The following is a 17,126-nucleotide window of genomic DNA, read 5'->3' on the forward strand; positions in this document are numbered from 1 at the left end:
CGGTACTAGCTCAGTTGGTAGAGCGCGACCTTGCCAAGGTCGAGGTCACGAGTTCGAGCCTCGTGTACCGCTCCAATCTTTTTATATCCTTTCAAAATTTTCTATATTAAAAATCATAAATAAAATTATAATTTAAAATCTCTCTTATCTACTTTATTCTATGTGCAATATTCAGCATTGAAGTTTTGGTTGTTAGAAGCTATCGCTTCGCGCCACAAGAAAGGTGTCGTACTTTGAAGTTATGAGGTATGAGTGAGGTACAGAAGAGCTAATACTTTGAAACCTGAAGCTTTTGTTAAAATAGCTCCCCCTGAATAGTTGCTATAATACGTCTAGCTCCGCCTGAGTTACGATGTTCACCTAAATAAATGCCTTGCCATGTACCTAACGCTAAATAACCATTTGAAATAGGAATACTTAGCTCGCAGCCTAACGTACTGGTTTTAATATGCGCGGGCATGTCGTCATCACCTTCATAATCGTGGCGGTAGTAAGGTTGACGCTCAGGAACGAATTTATTGAAATGGCTCTCCATGTCCATACGAACAGTGGGATCTGCATTTTCGTTTATTGTAAGGCTCGCTGAGGTATGCTGAATAAATAAATGTAACAAGCCTATTTTGTAACTCGCCAGTTCAGGAAGTTGAGATAATATTTCGCCATCAATTATATGAAAACCTCGCAGGCGAGGTTTTAATGTAATTTGCTTTTGCTGCCAACTCATAGTTTATCGAAGCTAACTTCAATGTTTGCATTACCTGCGTCACAGCTAAATGGCATGATGATCTTTTTACCTTGGCTTTTATGAGTAATTGTATGACCTTTACCCGATACCACAATAGGCGTTGCCATATCAAAGTCGAAGCCTTTCTCGCCAAGTAAATTTTTAGCACCACCAGTTACCATGTTGGTTATTTCGCCAACCATATCGGTAACTTCTTCATCTATGGTATCAGGGCGTTCGCCAAGCATACGTTCCATAATGGTCAACGCTAACTCTTCATCAAACGTAATTGAAAACGATCCACGAGTTTGCGGGCCAACCATACCAATCAAACCTGATACATCACCACAGGCTATCTCATCAGTTTTAATGCGAGGTTTACCCGGCTTCAATTGAGTTTGAGCCATAGTGCTTAAAACATTAATTAAAGAAGATAAAAAAGGATTGATGAATTCTACATTCATAGTGGCTACTCTTAAATTTGTTCTGTGAAATGACTATATAGTTTGAGTATAGTCACTAAGGATAACTTTGAAGGATTATGATGCTCTGCAAGATTCACATTTACCATGTGCTTCTATTGTTTGCCCTGATACGACAAAGCCACCTTCGGCAGCTAGATTATTAAGCTCATGCGAAATTACACTCGAGTGTAATTCTTTAACAAAGCCACATGTATCGCAAATTAATAATTGTACCGGGTGAATATGATCAAAATGATGGCACAGCATAAATGCATTTGTGCTTTCAATTTTATGAATAAAACCTAGTTCAGCTAAAAAGTCTAATGCACGATAAATAGTTGCAGGTTTAGCACCTGTTTCAGTTACTTTTAATTGCTCAAGCAAATCGTATGCACCAACACCACCTTGTGCACTGGCTAATAGACGAAATACTTTCTCGCGGATAGGCGTAAAACGCGCACCACGGTTGTCACAAACTTGTTTTGCTTTACTTACGAGTGATTCTATATTCATCATTACTCTTATCCTTATGCTACCGTGATATACTAACATACTGTGTTGTAGTTGCAGCGTTTTTATTAAGCGCTTTTTACCTAGGAAACCCAGTAATGCACGAACTATTGGCTATATTTATTTTCTTTTTTGCGGTTATTGACCCCATTGGCACTGTACCTGTATTTATTGCAGTCACACGTGGTGATGATGAGAAATTTAAACGTAAAGTTATATTTAAAGCGGTAGGCGTATCTGCATTAGTGCTCTTATTTTTTGTACTCGCAGGTGAGCAATTACTTAACGCAATTGAAATTCCACTTTCGGCTTTTCAAATAGCCGGCGGTATCATATTACTTATTTTTGCGCTTTCAATGATATTTGGTGAAAGTAAACCTGAAGCCGAAATTAAAAGTGTACGCGACAGCACTGAAACCGCTATTTTTCCGCTTGCGATTCCGTCTATCGCGAGCCCTGGCGCTATGTTAGGCGCCGTATTAATGACTCGTAATGAAGAATATACCTGGGTTGAGCAATTACTAACGTCTTCAATGATGCTTGCTGTATTAGCGGTTGTACTGGTTTTGTTACTGCTTGCAACGCATGTACATAAATTAATTGGTGATAGTGGTGCAAGTATAATAAGTAGAATTATGGGGCTTATTTTAAGCTCGGTTGCGGTTACCAATATTTTAAATGGCATAGCCCATTATTTTGGCTTGCAGGTATTTAATTAAAAGTAGTCCCTACTTAGAGGTGCAAGGCGTTACGCTATATTGCTGTTCTGGGTTTTTGGCGATCATTATGATCTAATGACGACTTAATATCTTCGTAGCTTCCTCTCAACGTTTTTTAAGTGTTCCCTTACTTCTTTCTATAGAGTGCTGTACAGAGAATAGGTATTAATATAGCCCTCAATCTATGTTGCTATCGTGATTAGTGATAAGAGTTACCCCACCCAGCAAAAATAAGCATGTTTCATATAAATAAAACTGCGTCATTTATAGTCTTGAATGATTTCATAAAAAATTTTACTAAGTAAGCAACCCTTCCTATATTTACTAGTGATATTGCCCCACATATGAAATAAATTTTTTTTAACAGTTTATTTAGTTATTACATTTTAGCTTTGTTATAAGGAATACTGACGGTGATGTAGTGTGGGAGTTTTTTTGTTTCCTTATTTAAAAGAGAAAATTATGAAAAATAAAACTGTAAAGCTCACGGTATGTTTATTAACTTTTTTAGCTCCAATTGCTCAAGCCAGTGATGAGGTAAAGCATATTCCTGGTTTTTTTATTGGTACTACACATTTTGATAGTGAGACTGAGTTTACGTTTGGTGTTGAATATGAATATAAGTTTACTCAAGCTTGGGGCGCTGGGGTGATATTTGAGCGTACAAACGATGCTCATCATGGCGATGGTACTGCTGTCGCTTTGGCTTCGCTTTATTATCATCCAACCAAAAGTATACGTTTAGGTGTGGGCTATGGTGAGGAGAGAATTGGCGGAGCTCACCCTCATAATGAAAATTTATACCGCATAAGTTCTGCTTATGATTTTCATATAGGAGATTTTGGAATTGCACCCACTATAGCTGTTGATTTTATTGATAATGAAGAAGCAATTGTTGTGGGTTTAGCTATTACCAGACCTTTTTAATGTGTTGACTTGTAACTGTAGAGTTAGGTTAAACCTAAATTATTAAGAGGTCTGAAATGTTAAATAAATTGTCTATTACAAGTAAAATATACCTTCTAGGGGTATCACAAATACTACTAATGTTTGTGATCGGAGTTATATCTTTAATACAAATGAATAAAATTGGTATAGAGCTAGTTGATATAGCTGAGCGAGATATACCGCTTAGCAATATGCTTTCTAAAATGTCTGAGCATAAATTAGAACAGACAATATTATTTCAGCGAGCTTTATTACAGGTAAGTTTAAATCCAGAGGGTGACAATGCAGAAATTGAGCAAAAACTCACTTCATTAACACAGAAAATTAAGAGTGAATTTGATAAGTCAGAAAAATTTGTCACTGACTCAATTGATAAATTGCATAGTGAAAAAGCGAAATTGAGTTTTAAGTCTCTCGCGAGCGATTTAAAGCTTTTAAATAAAGAGTATCAAAGTATTGCTGTGAGTATTAGTGATGTTATTGAGATGACTAAAACGCAGACCGTTTCTAGTGTGAGTAATAAAGTAAAATCAATAGAGGTTGCGGAAGATAAATTCGATAAAAAGCTTATAGCTTTACTGTCCCAGATCCAAAAATTTACCTTAAATTCAGCGCTCCAAGCTGAAAATGATGAAAAACAAGGTATTCATTTTATTCTTTATATATTTATATTCTCCGTCATTGTTGGCGTTGCTTTATCATATTTGATCAGTCGAGCAATTGCTTTACCAGTGAATAAGCTAAAAAATAGATTGATTGAAATAGCTGATGGCGATGGTGATTTAACTTTAAAACTTGACGAGAGCGCTGGTGATGAAACTGGAGATACAGCGAGAGCATTTAATAAATTTTTACTAATGCTAAGAGAAACAATAAACGAGGCTAATATACACCTCTCCCAATTAGATGAATCATCAAAGTTTGCTGTAACTGTAATGCAAGAAACAGTCGTTAATGTTGAAATGCAAAGAGCTGAGACAGAAATGGTTTCAACCGCTGTAGAGGAAATGAATTGTACTACCCAAGAGGTTGCTAGTAATACCCAAAATGCATCGGACGTAACTGAAGCAGTTAAAGAGCGTGTATCAAAGGGGAAATTAGAAGCTTCACAAGCAAAAGTTGTTATTCAGCGTTTAGCTCAAGAAATAGATGAAGCAAGCACTGTAATAGAGTGCCTTGTTACTGAAACGAACAGCATTGGTAGTGTTTTAGACACAATACAAAGCATTGCCGAACAGACTAACTTACTTGCTTTAAATGCGGCTATAGAAGCTGCACGCGCTGGTGATACTGGTAGAGGCTTTGCAGTAGTTGCGGATGAAGTGAGAGCGCTTGCTCAACGAACGCAGGTTTCAACCATTGATATACAAGGACTGGTTACTCGCTTACAAAGCGAAGCTAAAAATGCGGTTATTAGTATGAATAAAGGCATTAATAGTGCTGACGAGTGCCTGCAAAAAAGTACTCAAACGTCAGAAATATTTGCCAACTCAGCCATCGCTGTTAATGAAATTACAGACTTAAACTTACAGATTGCTACCGCAGCAGAAGAGCAATCTGCTGTTGTAAGTGAAATAAATCAAAACCTGATTAATATTACTAACATTGCAATAGAAACGTCTACAGGTGCAAAAAATACATCAGAAGCGAATGAAAGTATTGCCCGATACATCGCAAATTTAAGAGTGAATTTAAATAAATTTAAAGTTTAAATTATATTTTTGGCTTAGCGGCGTTAATGGAATCGAATTATTGCTCGTCAAAAAATATATCCCTAAGGTAGATAATCGCTTTATGAAATATGGTTATGTGCTTGTCTTGCTGCAGTTGTATTAGTTTCATTATTGCCGCACAGACAAATTAATCAATAATAGTCGCGTTAATATATTGAGCCTGTTAAATATTCAGTTTTAAGATTTGTTTTATCTAGGGGAATTAATCGCGGCGTGAGGTTTGTAACCTTGTGGGCTCGCTAAAAAACGGGGCAAAGTTTTTGTGTTCTGTTAATGTCCCTAATCTAAACCTATGTAGGCTACAAAGGTAAATCGCCCCAAGGGCGAATCCAAAGGGCAACATCTGTTTGGTATTTATACTGCGTTATCGCCTATTTATAGGGGTAGCCACATCACGTAGACTTTGCCTTACCTAAAAATAAACATAGCTGTTGAAAGTTTAACCTCACAGGTAAATGGGCTTTAGCAGAGTCATATGGTTTATTTTAATTGGTGTAGATTATTATTTTGGTTTTTAGGTGTTTTCTTTACATTGATGCTCGCTAGGCTTTTGTGTAAAATGCAGCGCCTTTTAAGCTGTGCTTAATAACTTTAATACCCTGAGGTTTGCTTTGAATAAATGTACTTTGGATAGACGCTTTTCTGTGGCACCAATGCTTGATTGGACTGATCGCCATTGTCGTACTTTTCATCGCAAAATGACTAAACATACTGTGCTTTATACAGAAATGATAACCACAGGGGCTATTTTATTTGGTCGAGGCGACTACTTACATTTTAATAAACACGAAGGCCCAGTTGCACTGCAACTTGGTGGCTCTGATCCTAAAGCGCTTGCGCAATGTGCAAAACTGGCAGGTGAGCGTGGCTATGACGAAATAAATTTAAATGTAGGTTGCCCGTCAGACAGAGTTCAAAATGGTCGATTTGGCGCATGCTTAATGGCTGAGCCTCAATTAGTTGCTGAGTGTGTTGCAGCAATGAAAAACGAAGTAAGTATTCCTGTAACTGTTAAAACGCGTATTGGTATTGATGAGCAAGATTCGTATGAGTTTTTATGTGCGCTTATTGAAGCGTCTTATAAAGTAGGATGTGATGATTTTATTATTCATGCTCGTAAAGCATGGCTTAATGGTTTAAGCCCAAAAGAAAATCGTGAAGTCCCACCGCTTGATTACCCACGTGTTTATCAACTTAAAAAAGATTATCCGCAGCTAGACTTAAGCCTAAATGGCGGCGTTAAAACAATTGAGCAGAGCCTAGAACATCTACAACATATTGATGGTGTAATGATTGGGCGTGAAGCTTACAGTAACCCATTTATGCTCAATGACGTTGATGAGAAAATTTATGGTGATGCTGCAAACACACAATCACGCCACGACGTAGTGCGCTCAATGTACAGCTACATTGAAGAAGAAATGCGTTTGGGTGCTAATTTTTGGCATATTGCACGTCACATGCTCGGTATTTTTCAGGGGCAGCCTGGTGCACGAGGTTTTAGACGCCATCTTTCTGAAAGTGGTCATGGTAAGCAAGCTGATTTATCGGTAATGGATAAAGCATTAAGCTTTGTACCAGAATAAAGCTAAGCTTTAAAAGTTCTAAATTTAAGCCACTTTCGAGTGGCTTTTTTGATCCTAAATATTAGTCAAAAGCATGATTTATTGGCCAATTACACTCTATGCTGTTCAGCTGGAAGTCACTAAAAACTAGAGTGCTTGTTATTTACCACTATGATTTTAAATGCTTTATTTTTTTTTGATGAACTTGGCACAACTCTTGGACTCTCCTTGTTGAAATTAATTAAAAATCAACAGGAGAATACCATGGGAATATTTAACCGCGTAAATGATGTAATTCAATCAAACATTGTCGCTATGCTTGATAAAGCAGAAGACCCAGAAAAACTTTTAAACTTGATGCTTACCGAGATGCAAGATGCGTTGAATGAGTGCCGTAGTACAGCAGCCGCTTTATTGTGTGAAGAGAAAATAATTAATCGCCAAATTGATACTAAAAAAACAGAATTAGCAGCTTGGCAAATTAAAGCAGAACGTGCGGTTGAGAAGGGCAGTGATGACCTTGCTAAGTCTGCCTTACTTGAAAAGCAGCGCGTTAACGAAAGCATTGAAAAGAAGCAAACTCAACTAGAAACACTGCAAGAGTCTATTGCAAAAATTAAGTCTGATTGTGAGCGTCTGCAGCAAAAAATGGCTATGGCTAAAACTAAGCAAGCTCAGTTAATGCAGCGTCATAATGTTGCTATTGCTAGAGGGCGAATCAGTACGCAACTACAAAGCGATAAAGTAGCTCATGCGTTGTCTCGTTTTGAACAAATAGAGCAGCGTGTTGAAGGTATTGAAGCTCAAGTAGAGGCTTATGAGCTGACTGATACAGCAAGCTCTATGAGTGCCCAAATTGAGTCGTTAGTTAAAAATGAAAAAATTGATGCTGAACTGGCTCGCTTAAAAGCGGACTTAAATACTAATTTAAAACAAACTGCTTAGGAGATTGCTATGAACAGCTTTAATCGTCAACGAGGTTGGTATAAAGATACTCTAAATAAAAAAATATCGGGTGTGTGTAGTGGTTTAGCTCATAGATTGGACTTTCCTGTATGGGCAACACGCGTAGTTACTATTTTATTATTTTTGAGTTTTCCGTTTGCAATTGCACTTGGTTATTTTATAGCGCATTGCTGCCTTGAAAATAAAGAGTATTAATACCAATAGGCATAAATATTTGAACAATTTAACGAATTAAATCACTCTATAACGTTGTTAAAAATTTTTATTTAGAACAACTAGATATAAAAATTTTTGCCTAGTTATAGCGCAATTTTCTTATCGTTAAATCGACCTCATATATAAGCCGGTTGGTATAAGGAGAATTACTATGAAAGCTTTGGCAGTATGTGTAATTATCTATTTATTACTGTTTACTGATTTAATAACGTTTGTGCAGATTGATTCTTGGCAGTTGCCGTTATGGATTGCTGATATTAGCTGGGCTGGGCTTGAGCTTGTAGGTGCTTTGGCCGCAATTGTTGCTGTAGTTGCTGTAGTGGCTTTAATTACTATGGGATTAGTTGGTGCGGGTGTAGTGGCATTAGCAGGGACTGTTTTAGCGCTTTTATTCGGATCTATAATGATTGCATGGCCGTTACTATTTGTTGCAGTGTTGTGCTGGCTTGTTGCCGATAACAAAAAAGTAGCCTCTTAATCCTTAATTTGACTGACTATTATAGGTTAACTATGTTAAATTTAGCCTGTAATTTAAAGTTTTCATAAGGATAAGAATGATGACGAAACTATGTTTTTCGATGGCTTCTGCATTAATATTTAGTTTTTTTTCGTCATCGTTGGCGGCGCACTCAGGGCACGATCATGGTTCTGATGTGGCTGTGCTCGAAGTAACTAACGCGCAAATTAGAGAGTTTTTACCTGGCAGTACTTCAACTGTAGGTTATTTAACGCTGATAAATCACAGTGGAGCCGCAGCAACTTTAACTAAGGCAACTATTGATGGCTTAGGGCGTGTTGAAATACACGAGCATTCACATGTAGACGGCATGATGAAAATGCAACAAGTTGAATCAGTTGAAATTAAAGCGCACGAAAGTGTCAGTTTTCAACCTGGGGGTTATCATTTAATGGTATTTGAACCACAAGAGCCATTAAAAGTAGGGCAAGAACGCAAACTCACGCTATATTTTAGTGACGGTAATCGCTTGTTCACTAATGCTCAAGTCGTGTCGCTTGAAGCGCAAGCTACGCAGTCAAAACCATCTACTCAACACGCTCATCACTAGGAGTACACATGTCGCAACACAAAGGAAAAATAGCAGGAATAGTTGTTTTACTGCTTATCATATTTTACGCAATTGCTGTTTATTGGAGCACTGAGCCTTCACGTTTTGATGTTGTTGCAAACGCCAAAGAGCAAGCGCAGCTTCGTAATGAAAAAATAGTTACGGGTTATGTAACGACTTCTACATTAATTACAGTAGCAAATACCTTACTAGATAAACCCGGTGGCTACTTATCAAATGATGTAATACCACCAAGTATTATTATGGATGATATGCCGGCGTGGGAATATGGCGCGCTAGAAATGGTGCGTGATTTGTCGCTTTCTATGCGAAAAGATTTTAGCCGTTCGCAATCACAGTCTACTGAGCATGAAGCACTTAAAAAGGCGCAGCCACAGTTTAATATAAGCTCTGAAGCATGGGCATGGCCAAGTGCTGAAGGTGAGTATCAAAAAGGTATTGATTATTTAATGGTATATCGTGGACAAATTGCTAACGAGCATGAGCGCGATAGCCAATTTTACGCACGAGCAGATAACTTACGTAGTTGGCTTAAAGAAGCTGAAAAACGTTTAGGTAGCTTAAGTCAGCGTTTAAGTGCCAGTGTAGGGCAAGAAAAAGTGAACACCGATTTAGCGGGTAATTCATCTAATAAACAAGCAACTCTTGCTCCACTGCAGCAGCAAGTAAGAACACCGTGGTTAGAAATCGACGACGTGTTTTACGAGTCGCGCGGTGCTACTTGGGCGTTACTGCATTTTTTACAAGCGATAGAGTATGACTTTAATGATGTACTTGAAAAGAAAAATGCACGTGTAAGCGTTCAACAAATCATACGTGAACTTGAGGCAACTCAAGAAACAGTATGGAGCCCACTTATTTTAAACGGGAATGGTTTTGGCTATGTTGCTAACCACTCTTTAGTTATGGCAAATTATATTTCTAGAGCCAATGCGGCTTTAATCGAACTTAGCGAACTACTAGCTCAAGGATAAAAAATGAAAAAGTATTGTTTAGCAGCAGCCCTTTCAATGGCATGTTTAGCACCAGCAGCGCAAGCTGACACTCTACTAGGTTTATACGTAGGTGTTGATGGATGGAAATCAGATAACGATGGCCAATTTTCTTACAAAAATAATGCATCTCAAGATTTTAATTTTGAAGATGAGACTTTTGTAAGTTATTACGCGGCGCTTGAGCACCCAGTGCCGTTAGTACCAAATATCAAATTAAGGTATACAGAGCTTGAGTTAAATGGTTCTGCGCTGCTTACAGATACATTTAGCTTTAATGGTTCTGATTATGTTGTTGGTTCTACTGTAAATACGGTAAGTGATTTAACGCATATTGATTATATTTTTTATTATGAAATTTTTGATAATGACTTAATTTCAATAGACCTAGGTTTAAATGCTAAACAGTTTGACGGTGATATTGTTGTAAGCGGCACTACCCAAAATGGTGGTACTAACTTTACCGAAACCAAAGACTTCTCTGGTTTTGTTCCTCTTGCATACGGCCGTGCCGAAGCTGGCTTACCATTTACTGGTTTAAGTGTATTTTTTGAAGGTAGCTTTTTGGCTATTGACGATAGTAAAGTACAAGATTACCAAGTAGGCGTAGCGTGGGAACTTATTGATAACCTAGCAGTAGATGTTGCTGTTAAAGCCGGTTACCGCTCTATGGTATTAGAACTTGATGATGTAGATGATATTACTACTGATATTGATGCATCTGGCCCATTTGCGGGTATTCAGGTTCATTTTTAATTAGTATTTTCTAATTAAATGAAGCGTGGCATATTATTTTATTGCGTGCCACGCTAAATCAAACTCTCCCTCTAGCGCATTATTAATCAACTGCTTATAGACCTTATTGACAGGGAAATTAATGAGTTTAGATAGCTCATCACCTGTTTGAGTAAATTTGTAATAGCTTAATACCAAATCACTACTCTTTGCTTTTAACGTTACTTTTTGCGATAAAAATGAAAGGGTAAGTTCTTGCCCCGCTTTAAGCACTGCAGATTCAATTTCTTTTCTATACAGTAAATTAAGATCCATGAGCGTTAAAATATCAGGAAAGCTAATACCCGTTTTTCCTAAATTTAAAGATACTTTATTGCCTTTTCGTAGCAAATCAAACAACGATGGTTTTTTGTAAAAGCCGAGTAATATAAAGTGGCTGTCGTCTTTTTCGTTATAGCCTGAGAGCGACACACATTTTTGCAAAGAGTCTGCTTCTCGCTGTGTCATATGCTTTAAAGTTTGTAGGCTTTTAATTGAAAACGTACCAGGATTGAGTGTTTCTCCTGTTAAAATTTTTGCCCATAAAATTTGCATTGATTCATTAGAAGTATCTTCACACAGAGCTATAAAATGCTCTACCCAATCAACATCGGGCTGTTTACTACTTGCTACATCAGGGCAAAATCCCATAGCCACTGCTAAAATTGATTCTATATTTTGTTGTTGTTTAATGAGTAATAAATCTTGGCGCTTTTGAGCGCGAGCTAAAACAGAGTTTTCACTGTTGATATGATAAAGCGGCTTAATTTTGCCCTTAATATCGTAACTTTGCTCGTTAGTAGGTAGTACACCGTTACTACCTACTTTTGTTATAGGGTAACCAAGCAAGGACTCGATGATGTTGGCAAGATTAATTCTCGCCTGTGCTGTTTTGACTGTCATGACTGTGCATTATCCTTTGTGGATCACTAAGCTGTGCAACAGTTTGAAGGTTATTTAAACCCAGTGAAACTGTATTACTGAGTACGTACTCGCTCAAAATTGCAGTGTAACCAGATATTAAAGGAGCAGTTGTTTGACCTTTAATATTACATATTAACGTAACTATACCGTTTTGCTCGCTAAGGTTAAAAGTGCCTCTAATAATATGTTCAGCATTTAAAAGTATGTTGAAGCTGACTTTATTTTGGCTTACCGAAGTTATGATCATTTCACCATACCCCCATTTTCCTTTCCAAGACTGATGAGCCCCTAGGCCAGAACTGGGTTCGCCCAAAGTAAAACGTATGCTGGGGTCTACTTTTTCCCATGGAGACCATTTTTGCCATTGGCTAAAGTCGGTGATAAGCGGCTTTATTACTTTAAGATTGGCATTAATTTCGATTGTTTTATTTACACTATAACTTTGAGGCAGTATTAGCCCTACCAGTGCCAATACTAATAGTAATAACAGTACGCATTTGATTAATATTTTTAATGGTTTAATAAGCACACCTTTTATTAGTTTTTCAAGTTGAAATACAACAACTTTTTATTAATCGACTATAGTATGAATTAGATTATAAACCAAAAATAATTTATTGATTGCTACTTAGGAGAGCGAATGTCGTCAGATCAAAACGATTTTTTATTTTTTGAACAAGATTTTGAAGACGATGCTGTTGTTGAGCAGACTAAGTTTTGGGATATTTTAATTGTTGATGACGAACCTGAGATTCATTCTGTAACAAAATTAGCTTTGTCTGGCGTTGAGTTTTTAGGGGCTGGCTTGCGATTTCACGATGCTTATTCGGGTGCAGAAGCAATAGAAGTGCTAGCTAAAAATAAAAATATTTCGGTTATTTTTTTAGACGTTGTTATGGAAACTGACGATGCCGGTTTGCAGGTTGTAAAAAGGGTGCGTGACGAATTAAATAATCAGCATGTAAGAATTATTTTAAGAACAGGGCAAGCAGGTATTACACCAGAAGAAAAAGTAATACGAGAATACGACATAAATGACTATAAAACGAAAACAGAGCTGACTCGTTCTAAGTTAGTAACTTCGCTTATAACCGCTATTCGCTCATACGAGCAGGTATGTCAGCTTGAATATCAAAGTGATGCAATGAACACGATTGTTTCAGCATCAAAGTCTATTTTAGGACTTACTGATGTTAAGCAATTATGCAAAGAAATCATCAAGCACATGAGTATTATTTTAAAATGTTCACCTAGAGGGCTTGTTTGCAGTAAGTTAGATGGCGATGATTTTATTCAGGTCTTAGGTGGTTGCGGGCATTACGAAAGCTATTTTGGTAAAAAATTAATTAATGTTGATAGCAAAGTATTTGAACAAGTTGAGTCGTGTTTTGGTTTGTCAAAGCACCAACACATAGACTCAAGTTCAACATTTATATTAAAAAGTAAGCATCGAAAAGCGGCTTTATATATAGAGTGCGACCACATTCCCTTACAAGCACAGCTACAATTTGCTGAAATTTTCTTAACTAATGTAAGTGTAGCACTTGATAACATAAGGTTATTTGTAAAGTTAAGAGATGCTGCTTATAAAGATGTGCTTACTGGTATTTCAAATCGTACTAACTTTATTGAGCGTGTGGTGAGTTATCAAAAGCCACACGTGAACGATCATGTATTTGTATTACTTGATGTAGTTAATTTTGCAGATATTAATAACGGCTTAGGGCAAGAGGTCGGCAATAAAGTATTAATTGGCATTGTGCAAAGGTTAAGAGAAAATTACCCAACAGCTAAATTACTATCACGTATTGGCGCTGATGTTTTTGGTTTTATTATTCGCCAAGACGAATTTGACTTAAAAAAGTTGAATGAGCAATTAGGTATTTCATTTTACGCAGAAGAACATTTACTCCCTATCGATTTTAGAGTGGGCTTATGCCAACAACAAGACTTTCAAAGTAGCGGTATTGATACACTGAAAGTTGCTTATATTGCACTTGACCAAGCTAAAAAAGCAAAGCATAAAGAAGGCGTTTATTACAATATTGATATGCAAGATAAGATGGCTTGGCGGATAGGGATTATTAGGCAGTTACGTCATGACTTTGCTCGAAATAAATTAGAGGTATGGTACCAACCTCAACTTGCACTAGATGACTTATCGCTAATTGGATGTGAGGCATTATTACGCTGGCCGGCAGGTGATGGCGTGTATATATCACCGGCTGTATTTGTGCCACTTGCAGAGGATGCGGGCTTAATTGTTGATATAGGGCAGTGGGTATTAGAACAAGCTTGCCAACAGCAAAAGCGCCTAGAAAATATGGGCACAGAAATTTGTATTGCTGTTAATGTGTCTGTTCCACAGTTTAAAGTAAAAGGTTATGCGAAAACTGTTAAAAATACATTGTTAAAATATGGTGTTAAGCCAAAAAACATAGAACTAGAAATCACCGAGAGCGTAGTAATGGATGAGCTGGAAACGGTTATTAGTACGCTAAGCGAGCTAAAAGAACTCGGAATGGAAGTTGCTATTGATGACTTTGGTACTGGTTTTTCGTCGCTGAGTTACATTCAAAGTTTACCTTTGGATCGGTTGAAAATAGATCGTGCATTTATTAAAGATTTACCAAATGATGACACTGGCGCTATTGCTGCCTTAGTTATATCTCTTGGTGCTAAGTTGGGCTTAAAAACGATTGCTGAAGGGGTCGAAACACAAGAGCAAGCCCAGTTCTTAAAAAATTTAGGATGCGATGAAGTACAAGGTTTTATGTATGCTAAACCCATGCCTGAAAATGAATTAATAGAATTTATAAATAAACGCTAAAAAGATTAACTTATTATTATTTAAGTTAGGGCGTGTTGAACTTTTGTGATTAATTTTGCAGCAGATTGTTTGGTATTTAGGCAAGGCAGAGCCTATGTAGTGTGGTTGTTCCCCATAAATAGGCGATAACGCAGCATAAATGCCAAACATGCGCTGCCCTTTGGGTTCTTTCTAGGGACGATTAACTCTTTGTTGCTCGGTTTTTACTTAGCCCGCTAGGTTACAAACCTCGCGCCGCGATTAAATCGCCCCTAGATTGAACAAATTTCAATCCACAAAGATCAACACGCCCTAATGAACGATTTAGAATTTAAGGCGCGATATGCTTTGACTACTTTGTATATATAAACAATTTAGTAGGGTATAATTCGCGCCTTTTGTTATTCTACGGCCACAATTATGAGCACACTCAAAGCTAAGCGCGCCTTATTTTCATACCCTAAATACTGGGCTGAATGTTATGGCACCGCGCCATTTTTACCAACTACACGTGAAGAAATGGATGCACTTGGCTGGGATAGCTGCGACATAATAATAATTAGTGGCGACGCGTACGTTGATCATCCTAGTTTTGGTATGGCGGTAATTGGCCGTGTACTTGAAGCGCAAGGCTTTAGAGTGGGGATTATTGCCCAGCCAGCATGGGACTCTAAAGATGCATTTATGGAACTAGGCAGACCGAATTTATTTTTTGGTGTAACAGCTGGCAACATGGATTCGATGATTAACCGCTATACAGCTGAAAAGCGTATGCGCCACGATGATGCTTACACGCCAGATAACGTAGGTGGTAAACGTCCAGATCGCGCCGTAATGATTTACTCGCAAAAATGCCGTGAAGCATACAAAGGTATCCCAATTGTTATTGGCGGTATTGAAGCGAGTCTTCGTCGTATAGCTCATTACGACTATTGGCAAGAAAAAGTACGTCGTAGTATTTTGTTTGATGCAAAAGCTGATATTTTAATTTACGGTAACGCAGAGCGTCCGTTAGTTGAAGTTGCACACCGTATTGCCGCAGGCGAAACAATGGATACTATTCAAGATATTCGCGGCACGGCTGTTATCAGAAAAGAACCTTTACCAGGTTGGCGTGGAAGTGACTCCACCGCTATAGATAAAATTGGTAAAATTGATCCAATTCCAAATCCATACGGTGCTGATGATGTTGGCTGTAGTAAATCTGAATTTAAACAAGCGGGTATAGACTTAAAGGCAGAAGCTGCAAAACCAATTATGGTTCAGCCTGCGCGACCTAAACCGTGGGAAAAAACCTATGTTAAGTTACCTGCTTATGAGCAAGTAAGTGTTAACAAACCTTTATACGCCCACGCTTCGCGTATTCTACATCAAGAAACAAATCCTGGTTGTGCAAGAGCACTGTTTCAGCGACACGGCGATCGTTCTATTTGGGTAAACCCGCCAGCATACCCATTAGAAACACATGAGATGGATGCTGTGTTTGGTTTACCGTATCAGCGTATTCCTCATCCAAGTTACGGCGACTCTAAAATTCCTGCTTACGACATGATAAAAACGTCAGTTAATATTATGCGCGGTTGCTTTGGTGGGTGTTCGTTTTGCTCAATTACGGAGCATGAAGGGCGTATTATTCAAAGCCGTTCGCAAGAATCAATTATTGAAGAAATTGAACAGATTAGAGATAAAGTACCCGGTTTTACTGGTGTTATTTCTGATTTAGGTGGTCCAACTGCAAATATGTATAAACTGCGTTGTACGAGCAAAAAGGCAGAAAGCACCTGTAGACGTTTATCATGTGTGTATCCTGAAATTTGTAAGCATATGGATACAGATCATACGCCAACAATAGACTTATATAAAAAAGCACGTGAAGTTAAGGGTATCAAAAAGGTATTGATTGCTTCTGGAGTTCGTTACGACTTAGCTGTACGCGACCCGCGTTACGTTAAAGAATTAGTAACGCATCATGTAGGTGGCTACTTAAAAATAGCCCCAGAGCATACAGAGGATGGTCCATTATCAAAAATGATGAAACCAGGTATGGGGGCGTACGATCAATTTAAAGAATTATTTGATAAGTACTCTAAAGAAGCCGGTAAAAAGCAGTATTTAATTCCTTACTTTATATCTGCTCACCCAGGGACAAAAGATGAAGACATGGTAAACATGGCTTTATGGCTTAAATCAAACGACTTTAAGCTTGATCAGGTACAAAATTTTTACCCATCACCGATGGCTAATGCGACGACTATTTACCACACAGAAATGAACTCTTTACGTAATATAAAAAACAATACAGAAGTTGTTCCAGTACCTAAAGGTGCTCGCCAACGTAGATTACATAAAGCTATTTTACGTTACCATGATGCAGCAGGTTGGCCGATGATACGTGAAGCACTGCGTAAAATGGGTAAAGCTAATTTAATTGGTAAAGGGCCTAACTGTTTAGTGCCTGAAGAAGGGCGTGATGAAAAAGCAGGTAAAGGTGGCAGTAAAGGCGGACGTCCTGCACTAACGCGACATACCGGTTTTAGCCAATTTAAAAAGGCAAACACTAAACCAAAAGTAGGCGGTAATCGTCAAAGTACACGTTAGTGATTCAATCTATTAATAACTAGGGCGTGTTGATCTTTGGTGGGTGAATTTGCAGCAGTATGTTTGGTTTTTAGGCAAGGCGGAGCCTATGTAGTG

General features: G+C 37.9%; 17 protein-coding genes. 12 read left to right on the forward strand and 5 right to left on the reverse strand.

The window, feature by feature from the left end; translation table 11 throughout:
- Positions 1-295 precede the first annotated feature (295 nt).
- The 3 genes from I6F50_RS19570 to I6F50_RS19580 all read right to left on the reverse strand — a co-directional run bounded on the left by I6F50_RS19570 (position 296) and on the right by I6F50_RS19580 (position 1,701).
- Positions 296-724: a secondary thiamine-phosphate synthase enzyme YjbQ gene (locus tag I6F50_RS19570; RefSeq protein ID WP_165721147.1), complete on the reverse strand. Its 429-nt coding sequence runs from the start codon at positions 722-724 to the stop codon at positions 296-298.
- On the reverse strand, positions 721-1,188 hold the full coding sequence (locus I6F50_RS19575) for a chemotaxis protein CheX (RefSeq protein WP_166419386.1): 468 nt from the start codon (positions 1,186-1,188) through the stop codon (positions 721-723). Before I6F50_RS19575 ends, I6F50_RS19570 begins: the two co-directional genes overlap by 4 nt.
- 75 nt (positions 1,189-1,263) lie before the next feature.
- Positions 1,264-1,701: a transcriptional repressor gene (locus I6F50_RS19580; protein ID WP_007580267.1), complete on the reverse strand. Its 438-nt coding sequence runs from the start codon at positions 1,699-1,701 to the stop codon at positions 1,264-1,266.
- Between the two features lie 95 nt (positions 1,702-1,796).
- Between I6F50_RS19580 and I6F50_RS19585 the strand changes: the two genes are divergently transcribed.
- The 10 genes from I6F50_RS19585 to I6F50_RS19630 all read left to right on the forward strand — a co-directional run bounded on the left by I6F50_RS19585 (position 1,797) and on the right by I6F50_RS19630 (position 10,681).
- A complete protein-coding gene (locus I6F50_RS19585; protein ID WP_101216903.1) occupies positions 1,797-2,417 on the forward strand; it encodes a MarC family protein in 621 nt (206 codons plus the stop codon).
- A 435-nt stretch (positions 2,418-2,852) separates the two neighbouring features.
- Entirely contained in the window at positions 2,853-3,344 is a 492-nt protein-coding gene (locus tag I6F50_RS19590; RefSeq protein ID WP_231613045.1) for a hypothetical protein, read from the forward strand.
- A gap of 56 nt (positions 3,345-3,400) precedes the next feature.
- Complete coding sequence (locus tag I6F50_RS19595) at positions 3,401-5,077, forward strand: methyl-accepting chemotaxis protein (protein WP_231609594.1); 1,677 nt, start codon at positions 3,401-3,403, stop codon at positions 5,075-5,077.
- Positions 5,078-5,751: 674 nt separating this feature from the next.
- A complete protein-coding gene (gene dusA / locus I6F50_RS19600) occupies positions 5,752-6,684 on the forward strand; it encodes a tRNA dihydrouridine(20/20a) synthase DusA (RefSeq protein WP_231613046.1) in 933 nt (310 codons plus the stop codon).
- 243 nt (positions 6,685-6,927) lie between these two features.
- Positions 6,928-7,608: a PspA/IM30 family protein gene (locus tag I6F50_RS19605; protein WP_197159589.1), complete on the forward strand. Its 681-nt coding sequence runs from the start codon at positions 6,928-6,930 to the stop codon at positions 7,606-7,608.
- A 9-nt stretch (positions 7,609-7,617) separates the two neighbouring features.
- Positions 7,618-7,824 (forward strand): PspC domain-containing protein, encoded by a 207-nt coding sequence (locus tag I6F50_RS19610; protein WP_008172691.1) that lies wholly within the window; start codon positions 7,618-7,620, stop codon positions 7,822-7,824.
- A 172-nt stretch (positions 7,825-7,996) separates the two neighbouring features.
- The gene (locus I6F50_RS19615; RefSeq protein ID WP_010554260.1) at positions 7,997-8,323 is read left to right on the forward strand and encodes a hypothetical protein; all 327 of its coding nucleotides are present in this window, start codon (positions 7,997-7,999) and stop codon (positions 8,321-8,323) included.
- Positions 8,324-8,399: 76 nt separating this feature from the next.
- Positions 8,400-8,912, forward strand: coding sequence for a copper chaperone PCu(A)C (locus I6F50_RS19620; protein ID WP_081709148.1), 513 nt, complete (start codon positions 8,400-8,402; stop codon positions 8,910-8,912).
- Positions 8,913-8,920: 8 nt separating this feature from the next.
- A complete protein-coding gene (locus I6F50_RS19625; protein ID WP_010554262.1) occupies positions 8,921-9,907 on the forward strand; it encodes a DUF2333 family protein in 987 nt (328 codons plus the stop codon).
- A gap of 3 nt (positions 9,908-9,910) precedes the next feature.
- Positions 9,911-10,681, forward strand: coding sequence for a TIGR04219 family outer membrane beta-barrel protein (locus I6F50_RS19630; protein ID WP_197139776.1), 771 nt, complete (start codon positions 9,911-9,913; stop codon positions 10,679-10,681).
- A gap of 33 nt (positions 10,682-10,714) precedes the next feature.
- Here I6F50_RS19630 and I6F50_RS19635 read toward each other — a convergent pair whose 3' ends face one another.
- Together I6F50_RS19635 and I6F50_RS19640 are read right to left on the reverse strand one after the other, a co-directional pair.
- Positions 10,715-11,602 (reverse strand): TIGR03899 family protein, encoded by an 888-nt coding sequence (locus I6F50_RS19635; RefSeq protein ID WP_024590186.1) that lies wholly within the window; start codon positions 11,600-11,602, stop codon positions 10,715-10,717.
- Positions 11,571-12,152 (reverse strand): SRPBCC family protein, encoded by a 582-nt coding sequence (locus I6F50_RS19640; RefSeq protein ID WP_007580289.1) that lies wholly within the window; start codon positions 12,150-12,152, stop codon positions 11,571-11,573. Before I6F50_RS19640 ends, I6F50_RS19635 begins: the two co-directional genes overlap by 32 nt.
- A gap of 111 nt (positions 12,153-12,263) precedes the next feature.
- Between I6F50_RS19640 and I6F50_RS19645 the strand changes: the two genes are divergently transcribed.
- Both I6F50_RS19645 and I6F50_RS19650 read left to right on the forward strand, forming a co-directional pair.
- Positions 12,264-14,453 carry an EAL domain-containing protein gene (locus tag I6F50_RS19645; RefSeq protein WP_197177090.1) on the forward strand — a complete coding sequence of 730 codons (2,190 nt, stop codon included), beginning with the start codon at positions 12,264-12,266 and terminating at the stop codon, positions 14,451-14,453.
- A 399-nt stretch (positions 14,454-14,852) separates the two neighbouring features.
- A complete protein-coding gene (locus I6F50_RS19650; RefSeq protein WP_007580292.1) occupies positions 14,853-17,030 on the forward strand; it encodes a YgiQ family radical SAM protein in 2,178 nt (725 codons plus the stop codon).
- Positions 17,031-17,126 lie beyond the last annotated feature (96 nt).

The organism is Pseudoalteromonas sp. NZS127_1 (assembly GCF_015864295.1).
GTDB classification, from domain to species: domain Bacteria; phylum Pseudomonadota; class Gammaproteobacteria; order Enterobacterales; family Alteromonadaceae; genus Pseudoalteromonas; species Pseudoalteromonas arctica.